The sequence below is a fragment of the Levilactobacillus lanxiensis genome, from assembly GCF_016861655.1.
Taxonomy (GTDB): Bacteria; Bacillota; Bacilli; order Lactobacillales; family Lactobacillaceae; genus Levilactobacillus; species Levilactobacillus lanxiensis.
This window is the reverse complement of the sequence record NZ_BOLN01000001.1, coordinates 230,011-247,842: the sequence shown is the minus strand read 5'-3', so window position 1 is coordinate 247,842 and position 17,832 is coordinate 230,011. Positions and strand designations below refer to the sequence as shown.

Genomic DNA, 17,832 nt, shown 5'->3' with positions numbered 1-17,832 from the left:
TTGTGTTTTCTGAATCATTAAGCAAATTCAATTATGTTGTACAAAAATAGCGTAAGACTTGTCGAGTGAGTGACAGGTCTTACGCTATTTTTAGTTGCGTTAGTAGAATTTAAAGCTGGCGCTGAAGTTAAAGGCTAGGGGTTCAACCGAATGATTGGTTAGCCGGAGGATTTCAAGGCGAGGGCGAAGACCGTTTCTCAGGCTTCGCGCGGGCCCCACCGGGTGGCGTCCCTGACAATCCGTAGGCGGTAAAGCCAATCTATTCCGTTGGGACCGCTTTGATCTTTAACGTCATGGCGTTGATGGCGACGATGATGGTGCTCAATGACATCACCACCGCCCCTAACATGGGGTTCAACATGAACCCAATCGGTGCCAGCACACCGGCGGCCAGTGGAATAGCAATCAGGTTGTAACCAGCGCCCCACCAGAGGTTTTCGGTCATCTTGCGGTGGGTGGCTCTTGCTAAATCAAGGAACTGGATGACGTCGCCGGGGTCACTCGAAACCAGGATGATGTCGGCGGATTCAATCGCCACATCGGTCCCGGATCCAATGGCCATCCCGATGTCTGCCCGGGCCAGACTTGGCGCATCATTTACGCCATCCCCAATGAAGAGGACCTTACCCTTTTGTTGGTATTCTTGGACCAAACGTTCCTTGTCTTCCGGCAGGAGGCGCGCTTGGACCTCGGTGATACCCACGCTGGCAGCGACCTTGTTGGCCGTTTCCTGGTTGTCACCGGTCAACATAACCGGCGTGATGCCTTGGCGTTTCAATGACGTGACCAGCGTCTTGGCAGCTGGCTTGATCTGATCACCCTGTGCGACGAGGCCGAGGACTTGGTCGCCGGCAAGCAGGTAGCTGATGGAGTTTCCTTCGGCAGCGAACTGTGTGAATTGGTCGTGGTCGTAGGTCAGGTGTTTCTGGTCCAAATAGTTGACGGAAACGACGCCGTACGTGGTGCCGTCGATGGTGCCGAATTGGCCGAGACCCGTTTCTTGATGGGTATCGCTGGCGGCGGTGACCGTCAGACCTTTTGCCTTGGCGGCCGTTAAGATCCCGGTTGCCAGGGGATGGCTGGAGCCACTTTCGAGGTTGGCTAAGTGTTGTAAGACGGCTTGTTCATCTAAATCAGCGGTTAAACTGACCAGGTGATTGACCTTGAATTCACCCATGGTTAACGTGCCAGTTTTGTCCATCAGAGCGAACTTTAATTGGTTAACCTGTTCCATGGCGTTCCGGTTACGAATCAGTAAACCGTTCTGAGCGGCCAGCGCGGTACTCCGGGAAACAACCAAAGGAACGGCCAGGCCCAGTGCGTGGGGGCAGGCGATAACGAAGACAGCCACGGCCACGGGCAAAGCGACGGCTAAATTAGCCACGGTCAACCAAACGATGAAGGCCAGGATGCCGGCAAAGAGGGCGGCGTAGAACAGCCAGCCCGCAACCCGGTCGGCCAGGTTTTCTGACTTGGACTTGGCATTCTTGGCGTCACTGATCAATTTCATGACTTGGGCCAAGTAGCCGGAGTCCCCGGTGCCCGTGACGGTAGCGGTTAGGGTCCCCGTTCCGTTGACGGCCCCACCAATCAGGGTGTCGTCTGTGGTCTTCTTAACGGCCTTGGACTCACCGGTAACTAAGGATTCGTTCACGTCGGAGGTCCCACTGAGAATCTTGGCGTCGGCGGGAATTTGTTCACCGGCCCGAATAACCACAGTTTCACCGATTTGTAGGTCACTTAACTTAACGTCGGTAATGTTGCCCTGGGCGTCCTGAACGTGGGCTTCTTGGGGAAGCAATTTTCCCAGTGCTTCCACGGCAGACCCGGCGTTCATGACGGTGTTCATTTCAATCCAGTGACCCAATAGCATGATGACAATCAGGGTCGAGAGTTCCCAGAAAAAGTTGTTCACGGTCGGTGTGACGTGGAAGAGGTTGTTGGCGATAACGGCGTAGATGCTGTAAACGTAGGCCACGCCAATTCCCATGGCAATCAGGGTCATCATGGCAGGACGCTTCATTTCCAGCTCGGCCTTGGCACCACTGAAGAAGGCACCACCGCCGTAGAAGAAGAGAATCGTGCCTAAGACGGCGACGACCCAGTCACTGCCGGGGAAAATCAGCTGGAAGGGGAGCGTCATGCCCATCATGGGGGACATCAGAATGACGGGAATCGTCAGGATGAGGGAGACCCAGAACTTGCGTTTCAGATTGCCCATGTGCATCATGTGGCCATCGCCCATGTCCATATCCATGTGGGCCATGTCCATGTTGCTCATGTCCTGGTGTTCGCCATTCGCGGGACCATCGCCCATGTCCATGTGATCCATTTTCATATTTCCCATGTCGTGGCCGTCCTTCATATCTTGTTGCATGTTCATGTGAGACATGCCTAAGTCGCGTTCATTTTTCATTCTGCACAACTCCCTTCGCAGCCGTCGGGGAGGCAGTCGCAGTGGACTGACTCGGGGGCGGTTGGTAATTTCTTAGCGAGCACGTCGATTAAATTTTGGACGTCGGCGCGGCTCATTTCGGTGTCTTCTAACACGTGAGCAATCGCGGTCCCACGGTGCATCGCGCACATTTGACTGATTTCATTGGTCAGCGCGGTATCCATGGCAGCTTGTTCCGGAATCAATGGGGTGTAAATGAACTGGCGGCCCTGCTTGGTCGTGGCCAGCGCGCCCTTCTTGACCAGCCGGCCAATCAAGGTTTTGATGGTGGCGGGCTTCCAATCGTGTTGTTGTTCGAGCAAATCAATGATGGTGCGGCTGTCGGTCTCTTTTAACGTCCAGACGATTCGCATGACGCGCCATTCTGCGTCGGAAATGGTGACGGCTAATTCTGCTGTGGCCATGGTGAACACTCCTTTTTTAGTGGAACGGTTATTGGTTAGGGGAAGTGGTGCGGGTCAGCCGCGGTGATAGTGAGCGACTGAGGGGAAATCAAGGTGGTGGTTTGAGCCAACCTAACCTTGATTGGTGACTTGAGTTTACAACTGTAAACATAGCCTGTCAAGGGGGAAGTCTCGGGTGGAAAATTGGGAGTGGTGGCTGGTCGACACGAAGATGAGCGCCGAGGGACCGGTAGTCTTTCTTAGGGTAGCACTTCCGCATGGTACCCGATGGGTGGTGGACTCTTTCTGTTGGGGTGGGTGCGGGGACTTAACAATCGGGTTAACTAGGTCAGTACGCCCCGAAAAATAACACTATGGTAATAATATGACAAATAGATTTGTAAGAAGTTAAAATTTTAGCAAGTTTGGATTTTAGCGCGCCATCAGCCCCTGGGTTTTGTATAATAGAACGTACGAAATTGAAAGGAGCGTTGACGCTCGTGGTTCTATTTAAACATTGGCTTCGGCGGGGCGTGATCCTGGGCCTCATCGCGGTCATTTTAGGTGGCGGGTCCACAACGACCGCGGCCGCTAAAACCGTCACGAAGGTTGCGGCGCGGTCCGCTTACGTGATGGATGCGCAGAGTGGGCAGGTGCTGTACCAGCAAAACGCAGACAAGCGCTACCCCATCGCATCATTATCAAAATTGTTGACCGTCTATTTAACGGTCAGTGCCATTAATCAAGGAAAAATTAATTGGGATGATCAGGTACCCATGAGTCACGACCTGTTGAAACTCAGTCACAGCTACGCGTACTCTTCCCTCCGCATGAAAAAGGGCGAGACGTTCACGGTCCGGCAATTAGTGGCAGCGGCAATGATTGCTTCCTCCAATAGTGCGGCGACCGCATTGGGCGAGTACGTTGCTGGCAACAACGCTAAGTTTATTCAACTCATGAATCAACAGAGCGCTGACTGGGGCATTGAGGCCCACTTTATCAGTTCATCCGGCCTCGACAACACCGACCTGAAGGACTACAACCTCGTCTTGCCAGGCACCGGGAAGAAGGAAGAAAACCTGGTTTCGGCTAAGGCCATTACAATTGTGGCCCAACATCTGATTCAGGCCGATCCCAGCATCGTCCAGGTTTCTGGGAAAAAGGAAGCCAGCGTCAACGGCACCAAAATTTATAACGAAAACTCCTGCTTGAAGGGCCAATCGCATTACGACAAGAACGCAAACATTGACGGGTTGAAGACCGGGTACACGGAAAACGCCAAGCTGTGTTTTACCGCGACTTACACGGTCAACGGCCAGCGGATGATCGCCACAATTCTGGGTGGGGATACCACGTTCACTGCAATGAATAAGCTCATTAAGCAATTGAAAAAACAGTACCAATTGGAAACGACCGCGTTGACGGATCGGCGGATCTCCCTGGCAACGGGGCTAGCCACGACCGTCACGGCGGCACCGACCAATAATCAAGCGGGTGTGTGGTACCAGGACAAGAGGGCTGGGTTGACCACCACGGTCGCCACCAAGCTGACGCCCGCCCAGATGAGTTCCGGGACCGTCAATGCTGGCGAACCCGTTGCCCAGGCCACGGTGACGGATACGCAGACCGGCGCCAAGCAACAGGTCACGTACCATTCGCAACAATCGGCCACGCTCTTTGCGGAGCGGGTCGTGTTCAAGACCCAGCCCCAGGTGGACCAGCTGTTACAGACGTTGGTTAAGCCGATGGGCTCGGCGTTTGAAGGTTAAATTGAAAGCAGTTCGATGTAAATCAAACAGGCTTCACCCCGTAACTTTGAGGTGAAACCTGTTTTTTGTGGTCGATATAAAATTTGTCAAATTAGAATTTTTTCATTTCTAATCCACCGAAGCCAACGCATCCAACATATTAATGTGCTTCAACTTGCGGTGCATGATGGTCATGACCAACAGGCTGAATGCCAGCGTTAACAGGGCCGCGTAGACGTAGCTGACCCAGTGAATGCCGGGCGAGAACATGAGACTGTCGGTCTCGGCGGTATTTAAAATGTAGCTGTGCAGCCAGTTTCCCAGGAAACAGCCGAAGAAGATGCCCAGTCCAGTTAGGATTAGATTCTCGCGGAAGATGTACATCGTGACCTCGCCGTCGTAGAAACCCAGCACCTTGATGGTCGACAACTCACGAATCCGTTCGGAAACGTTGATGTTGGTCAGGTTGTAGAGCACGACCAGGGCCAGCGCGCCGGCCGCGACCACGAAGATGACGACGACCAGGTCCATGGTGTCGAGCATCTGGAAGTTGTTTTTCTTCTCGGTGCTCAGCAGGGTCACGTTCAGCATGCCCGGCGTCTTCAAGAGGTCGTTGGCAAAGGCGTTCTGCCGTTTCTGACTGTGATGGGTGAACTGAACCAGGTTGCCGTTATAAACGGGCGTCGCCGCAAACAGTTGGTGGTAATAGCTAGGCGAGACATAAATGAAGTGATTGACGTAGTTTTCCGCAATGGCGGCCACCCGCACCCGCTTCACTTGGCGGTTGCCGAGCTTCACGGGGAGGGTGTCGCCTACCTGAACGTCATAAAGCTTGGCCAGTTTTTCATCGATGATGGCGCCGCGATTGTTCAGGTGGTAGGCCGCGTGGGTTTGTCGATTGCGCAGGACGACAAATTGCGTGAGGTTCTGGGGATGCTGCGGCACGCTCAACGTGGCCGTTTGGTTGGCGACGTCCGACCGTTCCACGGTGACCTGCGCCTGTTTCACAACAAAATCATTTTTCACCAGAGACTGGCGATGAAGTGCTCGGCGTTGTTGCGCGGTCTGTGAGCCGTTTCGTACGACAATGGCGTCGTAGTGCCAGAGCTGGTCAAATTGTTTCACGCTGATATCGCCGATGGAATCCTTCAGGCCAAAGCCCGTGATCATCATGGCCATACAGCCGGCGATGCCCAGCACCGTCATGAGGAGGCGCTGTTTGTAACGAAAGAGGTTACGCAGCGTGACCTTGTGATTGAAATTCAGGCGGTTCCAGAGGCCATGCCAGTGTTCCAGCCACAGCGTTTTCCCAGCCTTGGGCGCTTTCGGTTGCATTAACGTCGCCGGCAGACTGGTGAGGTCGACCCGCAAGACGAGCAGGGCGCTGCCAATCGTGCAGGCCAACGCAATCACAAGTGCGATTAAGATGTCGGCCCAGATGACCTGCACGTTGATGGCCGGTAGATTGTACATGCTGCCGTACGCTTGGGCAATGAAGCGAGGGAAGAAGTTGACGCCAAAGCCCACGCCCAGCACCGTTCCCAGTAGACTGGCAAGTCCGCCGTACAACAGAAATTCACTGCCAATGGCGGCATTGCTATAGCCCAGGGCCTTGAGTGTGCCCATTTGGACCCGGAGTTCAGCCACCATCCGCGTCATGGTCGTCAGACAGATCAGCGCCGCAATCGCAATGAAAAATAGCGGAAAGACCGTCGACAGGGCGACGACTCGCTGTGTGTTCTCGTGGTATTCGCTGTAGCCGGGATTGGCGGCGCGGCCAGTGACTAAGTAAGTCGGGCGACCAATCGCGGCGATTTTAGCCTGGGCCTGCTTAATCTGGGCTTGGGCCTTCGTCAAAATTGGCGCGTTGGCCGGGAGTTGTTGGGCCAACGCCTGGACCTTGGCAACCTGGGGCGCCAGTTGGGCGCGAGCCTGTCGCTGCAATTGGGCCTGGCGTTTAGCCGCCTGCGGTTTTAGCCAGTGCTTGAGTTTGGCCGTGTTGGCGCGATTCAACCGCTTATATTTGGCCGTGTAAGGCGTCACACCCCGCAGGTTCTTGAACCCCACATCGATGCGGCTAGCGACGGTCTGTGTCAGCGTCCCCGGCTTGACCAGCGCAAAGTAATCCAGCGTGCCCTTGCCGACGGTCGTCACGCCGCGGGTGGCCTTCTCGATGTAGCGCGGTGAGTTGACGAAGCCCACGATTTTAAACGTCCGCCGATTGAACTGGCGGTTCAGCGCGCTGGTTGTGGCAATCCGGTAGGTCGACCCCAGCTTGAGCTTCGGCTGAAGCGTCCGCGCCTGTTGGTCCAAGACGATTTCGTTGGCCCGGCGCGGCAGATGGCCACTCACGACGGTCACCCGATTGAGGGACCCGCTGGGCATCTCCGCGACCCGCACGACCTGATTATTGTTTAGTTGATTGATGTCTAAGTATTTTACGGCTTGATAGCTTAATTGATCCCGATGCTGGTGTAAAATGGCCAAGTCCTTTTTCGTCAAACCCGCCGTAGATTGCACGCTGTTGGTCGCCAAATTCTGGTCGGCATAGTAATCCGTTGCAGCCTGGAGCATGTCCGGACCGGTCGCCCGAATCCCGGTATAGAAGGCCACGCCAAGAAAAATAATCAGCATAATCGAGATGAAACGGGCCTTGGAGTGGCCAATTTCACGCCATAAAACGCGCCAATAACTCTTTGTCATGGTCATCACCTACCATTCAATGTCGGCAATCGGTGTCGGCTGGGAATTCTGCTGGATCGACTGGACCTGGGCGTCGTTGATGTGAATAGTCTGGTCGCCCATCTTGGCAATCGCGCCGTTGTGGGTCACGATGATGACGGTCATGTTGGTCTGACGGGCGCCGTCTTGAATGACCTGCAGCACCTGTTTGCCCGTTTGGTAGTCTAGGGCGCCGGTGGGTTCGTCACACAGGAGGAGCTTGGGGTTCTTGGCGATGGCCCGGGCAATGGCGACCCGTTGCTGTTCACCGCCGGACAATTGCGCCGGGAAGTTCTTGGCGCGGTCGGTCAGGCCGACCAGTCCCAGCGTCTCATCCACGTCGCGGGCATCGCTCGTAATCTGGGAGGCCAGCTCGACGTTTTCCTTGGCGGTCAGGTTGGGGACCAGGTTATAAAATTGAAAAACAAATCCCACGTCCTGGCGGCGATAGGTGGTCAACTGTTTGGCGGTAAATTGGGCGATGTCGGTGCCATCAATCAGGACTTGCCCATCCGTGGGGCTGTCCATGCCACCGAGAATGTTGAGCAGGGTGGACTTGCCGGCACCACTGGGGCCGAGAATCGTGACGACCTGGCCACGCTCCACGCTAAAGGAGATATCTTGGTTGGCGGTGGTAGTCTGGTCGCCTTGGGTGAATTGTCTGGTTTCGTGTTTAACTTCTATGTAGGCCATAATCAGGTCTCTCTTTCTAAATTGATTTTGGGCTAAACTAGTCTTTGTCTGCGCCTCCGGTCCGGTGAAAATGAGCCGTGACGCTGTGGCCTGTGGCATTCGTTCCCGACGGCGGATTCAAAGCGCCCTGCTGTGGGGTCGGTTCCAGCCAAAGAGCGGGCTTCCACCTCAACTTTGAGCCTGAGAAGCGGTCTCAAAGGTTGCCCCATGGGCTAAGCTGAGTGAGAAACCTCAGCTAAGACCATCGACACAGCTGGTCACTTTGATCCGCCTCTGGTCACTAATACTGACGGGGTGGCTAATTTTCACCAGCCCTGCGGCCGGAACTGGTTTAGCCCGAATGTAGGTTGTTGCCTGGTAGTGTTGAACTGGATGGTATGGGGGACAGATTTTTGTGTTGAAATTAGGTTTAGCAATAAGTTAATTGTAGGCTGAAACCGGGACTAGCACAACGGAAAACGGTTACAAAAGATGACAAAAACAAGCAATCCCCAGTTATGAAGGATTGCTTGTTTTGCGTGAATCTATTTAGAGTGTTACACATATCAAAGTTGATTAGTTGCCTCGTTGGGCTAAGTGGCCGTTAGCCGGAGGGCGGGTGAAAATGTGGCCAGCCGTGGGAATTGCCTTAGTGGCGGTCTTGGCCGCTTAGGCAATTGGTATCTTTGAGACACGACTCTCAGTGACTCAAAGTAAGTTCGAAGACCGTTCTTTGGCTTCGGGCGTCCGCCCACCGCGTTCCGCTCTCATTTTCACCCGCCCGGAGGCGCTGAACGTCACTTGTCCTAACGAGGAAGAACGTGGAGGGTGGCGTAGGTGGGGCCTGCCGAGATCATCTTGGGCAGTGAGTTTTGCTCGTCATACTTGGCCTTGTAGGCCGCGGTGATCTTAGCGTCCAGCTCGGCGGAGTGGTCAGCCATTTCAAATTGGGCCGCAAAGTCGTGGTCGCCGACACAGATTTCGCCTGCGTTTTGGGCAGTGGCGGCCATGAACCACTTGGTCTGGTCGCCGTTCCAGCCGCGGGAGTAGACGTTGCCATCAACAACGACTTCCCAAACGGGAGATTCTTCTTCGAAGGTGGCCATGTCGGGGTTAAAAGGCTTCATGGTTAATGTTTTGTTGTTTAAAAAGATGTCTAATTGTTCAGTAGTCCATTGCATAGTAGTTGTATCCATAATTAAATTCCTCCATTTAAAAAACGAGTTCGAGTCAGCGGTTGATTATCCGCGTCTGCGAGAACACGGAGAACTTTTAACTTTTCACTTACAATTAGTGAGTATATGCCATTTGAATATAATTGCAAATATCCATAGCGATTAAAATGACAAACACGAATGGAATATTGAGGGTGATTCAACGGTGAAGTGTGCGTAAGAATCCCGCTATTAAAGGTGTTTTAGCGATTTAGCATGTGATTAGTGAACAGATAGAAAAATTATTTAAATAAATTAACTGATTGCGTGATAAATCAAGAAAAAAGTTGCCGATTTCTCTTGCCTTAGACCAACACGAAGGTACTATACTCAGAAATATAAGCGATAGGCTTGGTAACCAATTAAGTTTAGATTGTAGCAGATTGGCTAGTGAAAATGAGTGATCCATGTGAGTGACCAGAGGCGGGCCAAGATGGCCAGCTGTGTCGGTGTTGTTGGCTGGGGTTCTTTCCCAGCCTAGAACACGGGACGACCTTTGAGACCGCCTTTCAGGCTCAAAGTCGAGGTGGAAGACCGCCCCACAGTCTGGAACCGACCCCACAGCAGGCCGTCTTGAGCCCGCCGCCGGGAACGGCAACATACCACTCTTTATTTTCACGAAAACCAAGCTTATTAGCGTTGAAGGAGGAACTAAATATGCCAACAATTACAGATACGTTTGACTTAAACAATGGCTTAAAGATGCCTAAGGTTGGATTCGGAACCTGGCAAACCAAGCCTGGCAAGGAAACGGTCGATGCCGTCAGCAATGCGTTGCAGGCTGGCTACCGGTTTATTGATACCGCTAAGGCTTACCAAAATGAACAGAGTGTCGGCGAGGCCATTGCCGCTAGCGACGTGGCGCGTGAGGCTATTTTCGTTCAAACTAAGTTGCCCGCTGAATCCAAGACTTACGATGAAGCTATGGCTGATTTTGACAGTAGCTTGGCCGCACTGAACCTGGACTACGTGGATTCTTACATTATCCATGCGCCATGGCCATGGGCCCAAATGGGTTCCAACCATGATGCCGAGAACCGCGACGTCTGGCGGGCCATGCAAGACATTTACAACAGTGGCCGGGCCAAGTCGGTTGGGGTGTCCAACTTTAATTCACATGACCTGGAAAACCTGTTGACTTGGGATGGTCTGACAGTCAAGCCAGCCGTTGATCAGATTCAATACTTCGTCGGCCACACGCAGGACAGCATTGTTAAGACCGCTGAAGCCAATAACATCGTGGTTCAAGCCTACTCACCATTAGCTACTGGTGGCTTGGTCGACAGCCCAGAACTGGAACGGGTCGCTGGCAACTACGGCGTCTCAATCCCACAACTGGCCTTACGTTTCGTTATCCAAAATGGTGTTGCACCACTTCCAAAGGCCCGGGCAATGGCCCACGTCGAAGCCAACGCCCAACTCGATTTCGAAATCAACGACAAGGACATGGCATTCTTGAACCGCTTGACGGACGAGAATAGCTGGCACCCGGTTGGTGATTAGAGTGCGGAGAGAGGCGGTTAACTGGCGAGCATTAATGGCGTTAAGTGAATAACCCCGGTCTTTGGGGTTGTTTGCTTAACGGTATTAAGCGGAACCAGTTGCCTCTCGTAGCACGTTTCGGAGGCTGCCAGGACCAGGATAGTTCTGTGAAGAACCAGTCAAATGCCCTAAAGCAAGGTAGAATTTAAGGCCTACCCTGAATCGGGGTTAAGCGCAGGAACCTGCCCCGCGTAGCACGTTTCAGAGGCTGCCAGGACCAGGATAGTTCCGCGAAGAACCAGTCAAATGCCCTAAAGCAAGGTAGAATTAAAGGTCTACCCTGAATCGGGGTTAAGCGCAGGAGTCTGGCTCGCGTAGCACGTTTCAGAGGCTGCCAGACTTGGGATACAAAAGGTGATAGCAAGATTAATGCCCCAAACCAGAGTCATGGTTAAGCGCAAGGAGTTCAAATCACTTAACGTTATTAAGTGAAACAACCTCCTAAATGCACAGCCAGTCCCATCCCGCCAGCCCCAAAAATCACCAAAGCCACAAACAAAAGGAAGCTATCAACAATCATGCAATACACCAAACTAGGACACACGGGTCTGGACGTTTCCAGGCTCTGTCTAGGCACCATGGGTTTTGGCAACGCGTCCACGGGAATGTTTCCCTGGGCCGTTGACGAGGACCAGAGTGAAGCGGTCATTCGCCAAGCCCTTGACCTAGGCATTAACTTTTTTGACACGGCCAACATCTATTCCCACGGGGATAGCGAGCGGTTCGTGGGTCACGCCTTAAACAAACTGGCTGACCGCGATAAAATCGTGTTGGCGACGAAGGTCTTCTTCACGCCCGAAGCCGGGCCAAACCTGGCTGGACTTTCCCGCAAGGCCATTCTGTCACAGATCGACCAGAGCCTCGAACGCCTGCAAACGGACTACGTGGACCTCTACATCATTCACCGGTGGGATTACAACACGCCCATCGAGGAGACGATGGAAGCCCTGAACGACGTGGTGAAGTCCGGCAAGGCCCGCTACATTGGCGCCTCCGCGATGTTTGCTTGGCAGTTTGAAAAGGCCCAAGCCATTGCCGAAGCTCACGGTTGGACCAAGTTCGTGTCCATGCAGAACCATTTGAATTTGTTATACCGCGAAGAAGAACGGGAAATGCTGCCACTGTGTGCCGACCAAGGTATCGCGGTGACCCCATACAGTCCGTTAGCTTCCGGCCGTTTGACCCGTGACTGGGCCGGCGACTCCAAGCGCTACAAAACGGACAAGGTTGCCCGGTCGAAGTATGATGACAGCAAGCAATTAGATCTGCCAATCATCAAGCGCGTCGGTGAAATTGCCGACAAGTACGGTGTCGAACGGGTCCAGGTCGCTTTGGCCTGGCTGTTACAGAAGCCAACCGTCACGGCACCCATCATCGGGGCCACGAAGAGCAGCCATTTAACGGGCGCGGTCAAGGCACTGGACTTAACGCTCAGTCCCGAGGACGTCCAGTACCTGGAGGAACCCTATGTGCCCCACGAATTAGTCGGGCCCTTAGCTTCCGATGACATTAATTATCAACGTTAATTTTTAAAGAACGAACGCAACAGGTTTCCCATCAAGAAACCAGCAATAACGACTAACATAACAACCACAGCAGCCGTCCCGACACTCCCCCGTGTTGGAACGGTTTTTGTGTGCAGAGTGGGACAAAAGGCGGTTAGCCGGCGAGCATTAAGGCTACTAACCGAATAATCCTGGTCTTGGATTGTTTGGTTAGTAGTTTTAAGCGGAACCGGCTGCCTTTTTGTCGCACGTTTCGGCCATGTAAATGGGTACACAAAAATGAGCCTGGGGGTTGCCCCAGACTCGTTTTCGATTGCAGTCAAAGAATAGCTTGGTTGCGACTATTGCTGCCAACCGACGTAATTTTTATTTAATAAGTTCGGCGCGAATCCAGGTCCAGCCGCCCAGCGTCAACAGAATCAAATCGATGACGACGGAACCAATAGTCGCTGGGACTCCCATCATGAGTACAGTCCCGGCGATGCCCACACAGAGCCACGTGACCTGTCTAGGCGCGATGGGCGTGACGTTGTACAGCTTAGGTGCGGTCAGTGCCAACAACGCGCAGAGAATCAGAGCGGTCACAATGAGTAGTCCGCGGTAGTAAACTGGATCGTTGGACTCCACCGTTTGGGCAATAAAGAAGGACTGTAGCGTCAGGCAGGCAATCAGAAAGCGATGCACGCCCCGGAACAGAGAAATCGGCCAGTAGCGGTGGGCGGTGATTTCCCGTTCGTCCATCAGCGTGTAGTAGAGCAGCCAGGTGCCGATGATACAGACCATGGCGATGACAAAGTGGGTGTAGTCGGTCAGGTGGGTGTGCTCCTCGGACATGTGCTCGATGATGCCGGCAAGAGATTCGCCCAGCACAATCATGGTGAACAACCCGTAGCGTTCCAGCACGGCCGAGTTGAGTTCAAACGGAATGTCTCGCAGTTTAAATTCACGGTCAAAATTACCGCTCTCGGCCATTACCGTGCTGATGAAGATAAGCAGACTCAGGATGACGACTCCTTGCTGGACGGCCAGGCTAGGTGCCCAGATACTGCCGATGAACAGCGCTTCGCCGACCACGTAGGCAATCAGGAAAGGTCGCGTCGTCGTGGCGTGGAGCGGGTCGGCAATCATGGTTTTTAAGTAGAGGTACATATAGATGAGCTGGTTAAACGAGTACGCCAGGATAAACCCGGTGTAATGCCCCGCGAAGACGTCTGGCGTGAAGGTGGCGGTGACGGCTACGGCCACGATTTGTAGCAGGGCGAAGCAGACGTTTCGTAGGTTGTTTTCCCCGTGCAGGTCGAAGTACAACACCATGTTGGTCCAGGTGTTGAAGAAGAACAGGAACAGCACCCAGAACGTCACGAAGCCGTAGAGGTTGAAATGGGCGGAGAGGTTCTCCACGAAACTGTGAATGATGACGACGTAGACCAGGTCCGAAAAGAGTTCGAGCCAGGAGATTTTTCGATTTTCAATGGTATTGGTGATGGTCCGAGGTGCACCCCACCAGGATCGATGATTGGCTGTCAAATGAAGGCCCCCAAAAGTTTTTAGAATATACCAGATATTATACACGTTCCCGCTGGAGAGGCGACAAGGGAAGACTGACCAATTTTAGCCGTTCCCGGTGTCATCGGAAATATATGCAATTTAGGCATAGGATAGGATTTAATTTAAGTATTGGATATAGTTGGTGCGGACTTCTATACTGAAGAACATTCAAAACAAATGGAGGAATCGTGACATGCCAGAACCCGCAATTTTTCAGCAAGCCCTAGCCGGCGAGCCCTTAGACTTTAACGGTGAGGACTTTCAAAACATCAACCAGACTGTGCAGCGGACACAGGAACTGTTAAAAAAGTTCAACCACATTGACCAAACGCCGGAACAACGCCGCGCAACGCTAAGTCAGGTCGTGGGCTACTCTGTGCCGGAGTCGGCGGAAATCAATGCGCCAGTCCACAGTGACTTCGGTCCGCATATCTTCATCAAGGATAACGTCTACGTGAATCAAGGCGTGATGTTCGTGGACCTCGGGGGCATTTACCTGGACGAGGGGGCCTTGATTGGACCCGGTGCCATGCTGATCACGGTCAACCACCTGGAGGACCCGGCAAAGCGCCGCAACGTCCAGGCCAAGGCCGTTCACATCAAGCGTAACGCCTGGATTGGCGCAGGCGCCATGATTCTGCCAGGCGTCACGGTCGGCGAAAATGCCATCGTGGGCGCGGGGTCCGTCGTCACCAAGGATGTCCCAGCAAACATGGTGGTCGTCGGTTCCCCGGCCAGGGTATTGCGCCGGGTGAAGGGCGCAACACAGGAATAGGGTTATGTTAGCAGAATAGAATGAATAAAGGTTATTAGAATAAAAGCAAATGTAGTTATAACTGACGGCAAATTGAAAGAAGTCAGCATAGGAGACCAGAATCACCCACACTGAAAATTAAAGGAGTGTCAGCCGCAGGGGTGGTGAAAATGGGCCACGCGTGGCAAACGTTAGTGACCAGAGGCGGGCCAAAGTGCCCAGCTGTGTCGATGGTCTTAGTAGCGTGGTTTTCCGCTACTTAGAGCATGGGACGACCTTTGAGACCGCACTTTGGCTCAAAGTCGAGGTGGAAGCCCGTTCTCCAGGCTGGAACCGGCCCCACAGCAGGGCACTTTGAGCCCGCCGCCGGGAACGGCAGACGGGCGCCCACAGCGTCACGGCCCATTTACACCGCCCCGGAGGCGTACTCCCACACGCCAAGCTTAATTTTCAGTGGGCGTTAGTTCGGCGCGAATCTGCGTCAGCAGCGCCTGTGCCGCCAACGACAGCCGCGCCCCCTTCAGCCAAACCAAGCTAGTCCCAGAAGACGTCCGTGGCGCCAACGGCACGAAGGTCAAATCAGACTGGTTGGTATTGACGATGCCGTCGAGTCCCAGCGCGTTTCCAACGCCGGCGGAAACCAGCAGGGAGGCGTTGTACAAGAGATTGTAGGTGGCGGCGACGTCGAGATCATCTTGGTCGAGACCGAAGACAGCGTGAATGCGGCGACTCCCCCCCTGTTGCGGCAAGATGAGTTTGGTATGGTCGATATCGTCGAGGCTGACGGTGGCCTGTTGGGCCAGGGGTGAGCTATTTTGGACCAGCAGGCCCCAGCGGCTCTCACCGGGTAGCCGGAGAAAATCGTAATCGGATTTGTCGAGGGGTTCCATCACCACGCCAAAGTCAAAAACGCCGGAGGTCAAGTGCTGGTGAATCTCGGCGGCATCGGTGCTGACGACATTGATTTGAATGTGGGGGTACTGGCGGTTCAACCGGCGAATGGCCTGGGCCACCGTCAACATGCTGCGGGCCTCGGCGCTGCCGATGAAGACGGCGCCGCGGATATCGCTTTCCTGATGAATATTGGCCACCGTCTTGTCTGTCAGGGAGAGAATCTGGCGGGCCTGGTTAGCAAAGTATTCGCCATCGGAGGTGAGTTGGATGGTCCGACTGCCCCGTTCAAAGAGGGTCGTGCCCAGTTCATCTTCGAGATCCTTAATCTGGCGTGACACGGTCGGCTGTGAGACGTGTAGCCGTTCCGAGGCTTTGGAAATGTTTTTTTCCTGAACGACCATTAAAAAGTAGCGTAGAACACGTAATTCCATGAGACACAACTCCTTAGTTTGGTGGGGTGACGAGGGAAGTTTTCTATTGTGATTAGTATACCTCAAAAGCATGGAACTTGATTTAAATTAAGCATTAGTCATAGCACAGAACAAGTCTTATGATAGTCCCTGTAAAGAACAGCGAAAGGCGGTCAGCGACATGCAACAACAGAATAAACAGGAATCACCGGCTTGCCACTGGACGCAACAGCGGGCCCAAGCATTTGCGGTCGCCGATGATCTGCGGGTGTCCCCCTTTTACAGTGACGGCCGGACGTACGGCACGCCGACCTGGATCTGGTCCGTGGTGGTCGCAGGACGGTTATACGCCCGGGCCTGGCACGGTCAACAGTCGTCCTGGTACCAAGCGGCCGTTCAACAACGCGGCGGACGGATTCATTTAAGCGGTCACAATTTCAAAGTGGCCTTCGCCGCGGTTACTGGCGACGCCCAACTACTGGCTCGAATCGATGCGGCTTACCGCGAAAAATATGCGGCTAGCGCCTACTTGTTACCAATGCTACAGGCCCGGCCGCGGTCAGCGACGGTCGAAATTTTACCAACGAACTAGGACGAAAGGGAGGACTTCACGTGAAAATCAACGAAGCGGCAAAGGCGTTGCACACGAGTGCGTGGACGCTGCGGTACTACGAACAGATTGGCGTGGTTGCGCCGGTGGCCCGCGTCAGTGGGATGCGCGACTACAGTGCGGCTGATTTGAACCAGTTGCGAGACATTTTAGACTTGCGAGACTGTGGCGTCACGCTGGCCGAAATCAAACGGCTGATTGCGTTACGGGATAGTGAAGACGACTTGACGGCGCAACGGGAAATCCTAACGACCCAGGCCGACGTCCTCCACGACCAAATCGACCAGCTACAGGAAACGTTGGGGCGGCTGGAAAATAAGCTAGCCACATTGCCGGTCGCGATGGTGGCGGGCAACCATTAATGATTGTAAAATGAACACGAAGTTTACTCAAAAAGGAGCGCTTAAAATATGTTAACTGAAAATCAACCGAAAATTGCTTTAGGAACCTGGGCTTGGGGCGACACGCCGGATGGGCAAGTCTTTGGGAATCATTTGACGGCTACGGACCTGAAGCCGGTCGTCACGGCGGCGATGGACGCGGGTTTAACCCTGTGGGACACGGCCTACGCATACGGTTCCGGGGCCTCTGAGGATAAATTGGGCGAACTGCTCCAGGACTATCCGCGCGAGAGCTACCAACTGTCCACCAAGTTCACGCCCCAGATGGCTGCGGGCGACAGCGATCACGAAGTCGCTGACATGCTGGCGGGCAGCCTCAAGCGCCTGCACACGGATTACATCGACATCTACTGGATTCACAACCCGGCCGACGTTGAAAAATGGACGCCTCAACTGATTCCGCTGGTGAACAGCGGCAAAATCAAGCGTTTCGGGGTCTCCAACCACAATTTAGCCCAAATCAAGCGGGCCAACGAAATCTTGGGCGAAGCCGGTATTCAGGTGTCCGCCGTGCAAAACCATTTCAGCCTGTTGTACCGTTCCTCAGAAGAGGCGGGCATCATTGACTACTGTCGCGAACACGACATCACGTTCTTTGCTTACATGGTGCTCGAACAAGGCCTATTGAGTGGCCGCTACAACGTGGACAATCCACTGCCAGCCGACAGTATGCGCGGAAGCATTTACAACAGCGTACTGCCACAAGTGAGCGCCTTAACGGCCGGCCTGCAGGCAATTGGCGCGAAACAAGATGCTTCGGCCGCTGAAGTGGCTACGGCCTACGCGATTGCCAAGGGCACCACGCCAATCATCGGGGTCACCAAGGACAAGTACATTCCGAGCGAGGCCAAGGCGATGTCCCTGACGTTGACGGACGCTGAAATTACCCAATTAGAAACCCTGGCCCAAGCCGCCAATGTTGATACCAAGGGCTCCTGGGAAGCTCCCATGGCCTAATTGGGGTACAATGAAGCT

14 protein-coding genes are annotated in these 17,832 nt (G+C 53.8%); 7 read left to right on the top strand and 7 right to left on the bottom strand.

Annotated elements, in window-relative coordinates:
• Nucleotides 1-259: 259 nt before the first annotated feature.
• Together JUF22_RS01000 and JUF22_RS00995 are read right to left on the bottom strand one after the other, a co-directional pair.
• Nucleotides 260-2,281 carry a heavy metal translocating P-type ATPase gene (locus JUF22_RS01000; RefSeq protein WP_236000685.1) on the bottom strand — a complete coding sequence of 674 codons (2,022 nt, stop codon included), beginning with the start codon at nucleotides 2,279-2,281 and terminating at the stop codon, nucleotides 260-262.
• A 131-nt stretch (nucleotides 2,282-2,412) separates the two neighbouring features.
• The gene (locus JUF22_RS00995; protein ID WP_125764310.1) at nucleotides 2,413-2,859 is read right to left on the bottom strand and encodes a CopY/TcrY family copper transport repressor; all 447 of its coding nucleotides are present in this window, start codon (nucleotides 2,857-2,859) and stop codon (nucleotides 2,413-2,415) included.
• A 479-nt stretch (nucleotides 2,860-3,338) separates the two neighbouring features.
• Here JUF22_RS00995 and JUF22_RS00990 point away from each other — a divergent pair, with 479 nt between their 5' ends.
• Complete coding sequence (locus JUF22_RS00990; protein ID WP_203642497.1) at nucleotides 3,339-4,607, top strand: D-alanyl-D-alanine carboxypeptidase family protein; 1,269 nt, start codon at nucleotides 3,339-3,341, stop codon at nucleotides 4,605-4,607.
• Between the two features lie 108 nt (nucleotides 4,608-4,715).
• Here JUF22_RS00990 and JUF22_RS00985 read toward each other — a convergent pair whose 3' ends face one another.
• From JUF22_RS00985 to JUF22_RS00975, 3 genes are all read right to left on the bottom strand, one after another.
• Complete coding sequence (locus tag JUF22_RS00985) at nucleotides 4,716-7,289, bottom strand: ABC transporter permease (protein ID WP_203642495.1); 2,574 nt, start codon at nucleotides 7,287-7,289, stop codon at nucleotides 4,716-4,718.
• 9 nt (nucleotides 7,290-7,298) lie between these two features.
• Nucleotides 7,299-8,000 carry an ABC transporter ATP-binding protein gene (locus JUF22_RS00980; RefSeq protein ID WP_203642494.1) on the bottom strand — a complete coding sequence of 234 codons (702 nt, stop codon included), beginning with the start codon at nucleotides 7,998-8,000 and terminating at the stop codon, nucleotides 7,299-7,301.
• A 785-nt stretch (nucleotides 8,001-8,785) separates the two neighbouring features.
• Complete coding sequence (locus JUF22_RS00975; RefSeq protein WP_203642493.1) at nucleotides 8,786-9,175, bottom strand: DUF2255 family protein; 390 nt, start codon at nucleotides 9,173-9,175, stop codon at nucleotides 8,786-8,788.
• A gap of 675 nt (nucleotides 9,176-9,850) precedes the next feature.
• On the opposite strand from JUF22_RS00975, the gene JUF22_RS00970 reads away from it, so the two are divergent.
• Together JUF22_RS00970 and JUF22_RS00965 are read left to right on the top strand one after the other, a co-directional pair.
• Nucleotides 9,851-10,696 carry an aldo/keto reductase gene (locus tag JUF22_RS00970; RefSeq protein WP_203642492.1) on the top strand — a complete coding sequence of 282 codons (846 nt, stop codon included), beginning with the start codon at nucleotides 9,851-9,853 and terminating at the stop codon, nucleotides 10,694-10,696.
• Nucleotides 10,697-11,253: 557 nt separating this feature from the next.
• Nucleotides 11,254-12,261 carry an aldo/keto reductase gene (locus JUF22_RS00965; protein WP_203642491.1) on the top strand — a complete coding sequence of 336 codons (1,008 nt, stop codon included), beginning with the start codon at nucleotides 11,254-11,256 and terminating at the stop codon, nucleotides 12,259-12,261.
• A gap of 345 nt (nucleotides 12,262-12,606) precedes the next feature.
• Here the strand turns inward: JUF22_RS00965 and JUF22_RS00960 are convergent, their stop codons facing one another.
• Nucleotides 12,607-13,767, bottom strand: a complete 1,161-nt coding sequence (locus JUF22_RS00960) for a low temperature requirement protein A (RefSeq protein WP_203642490.1) — start codon at nucleotides 13,765-13,767, stop codon at nucleotides 12,607-12,609.
• A 214-nt stretch (nucleotides 13,768-13,981) separates the two neighbouring features.
• Here JUF22_RS00960 and JUF22_RS00955 point away from each other — a divergent pair, with 214 nt between their 5' ends.
• Nucleotides 13,982-14,563 carry a sugar O-acetyltransferase gene (locus tag JUF22_RS00955; RefSeq protein ID WP_203642489.1) on the top strand — a complete coding sequence of 194 codons (582 nt, stop codon included), beginning with the start codon at nucleotides 13,982-13,984 and terminating at the stop codon, nucleotides 14,561-14,563.
• A gap of 422 nt (nucleotides 14,564-14,985) precedes the next feature.
• Here the strand turns inward: JUF22_RS00955 and JUF22_RS00950 are convergent, their stop codons facing one another.
• Nucleotides 14,986-15,867, bottom strand: coding sequence for a LysR family transcriptional regulator (locus JUF22_RS00950; protein WP_203642488.1), 882 nt, complete (start codon nucleotides 15,865-15,867; stop codon nucleotides 14,986-14,988).
• Nucleotides 15,868-16,027: 160 nt separating this feature from the next.
• Between JUF22_RS00950 and JUF22_RS00945 the strand changes: the two genes are divergently transcribed.
• The 3 genes from JUF22_RS00945 to JUF22_RS00935 are packed head-to-tail and all read left to right on the top strand — an operon-like array spanning nucleotide 16,028 to nucleotide 17,814.
• Nucleotides 16,028-16,438 carry a DUF2255 family protein gene (locus tag JUF22_RS00945; RefSeq protein ID WP_203642487.1) on the top strand — a complete coding sequence of 137 codons (411 nt, stop codon included), beginning with the start codon at nucleotides 16,028-16,030 and terminating at the stop codon, nucleotides 16,436-16,438.
• A 20-nt stretch (nucleotides 16,439-16,458) separates the two neighbouring features.
• Nucleotides 16,459-16,818: a MerR family transcriptional regulator gene (locus JUF22_RS00940; RefSeq protein ID WP_203642486.1), complete on the top strand. Its 360-nt coding sequence runs from the start codon at nucleotides 16,459-16,461 to the stop codon at nucleotides 16,816-16,818.
• A 48-nt stretch (nucleotides 16,819-16,866) separates the two neighbouring features.
• Complete coding sequence (locus JUF22_RS00935; protein WP_203642485.1) at nucleotides 16,867-17,814, top strand: aldo/keto reductase; 948 nt, start codon at nucleotides 16,867-16,869, stop codon at nucleotides 17,812-17,814.
• The last annotated feature ends 18 nt before the right edge of the window (nucleotides 17,815-17,832 follow it).

Coding starts and splice junctions, on each gene's coding strand:
- JUF22_RS01000 (WP_236000685.1), bottom strand. CDS start 2,281: ATGAGCAACATGGACATGGCCCACATGGATATGGACATGGGCGATGGC.
- JUF22_RS00995 (WP_125764310.1), bottom strand. CDS start 2,859: ATGGCCACAGCAGAATTAGCCGTCACCATTTCCGACGCAGAATGGCGC.
- JUF22_RS00985 (WP_203642495.1), bottom strand. CDS start 7,289: ATGACAAAGAGTTATTGGCGCGTTTTATGGCGTGAAATTGGCCACTCC.
- JUF22_RS00980 (WP_203642494.1), bottom strand. CDS start 8,000: ATGGCCTACATAGAAGTTAAACACGAAACCAGACAATTCACCCAAGGC.
- JUF22_RS00975 (WP_203642493.1), bottom strand. CDS start 9,175: ATGGATACAACTACTATGCAATGGACTACTGAACAATTAGACATCTTT.
- JUF22_RS00970 (WP_203642492.1), top strand. CDS start 9,851: ATGCCAACAATTACAGATACGTTTGACTTAAACAATGGCTTAAAGATG.
- JUF22_RS00965 (WP_203642491.1), top strand. CDS start 11,254: ATGCAATACACCAAACTAGGACACACGGGTCTGGACGTTTCCAGGCTC.
- JUF22_RS00955 (WP_203642489.1), top strand. CDS start 13,982: ATGCCAGAACCCGCAATTTTTCAGCAAGCCCTAGCCGGCGAGCCCTTA.
- JUF22_RS00950 (WP_203642488.1), bottom strand. CDS start 15,867: ATGGAATTACGTGTTCTACGCTACTTTTTAATGGTCGTTCAGGAAAAA.
- JUF22_RS00945 (WP_203642487.1), top strand. CDS start 16,028: ATGCAACAACAGAATAAACAGGAATCACCGGCTTGCCACTGGACGCAA.
- JUF22_RS00935 (WP_203642485.1), top strand. CDS start 16,867: ATGTTAACTGAAAATCAACCGAAAATTGCTTTAGGAACCTGGGCTTGG.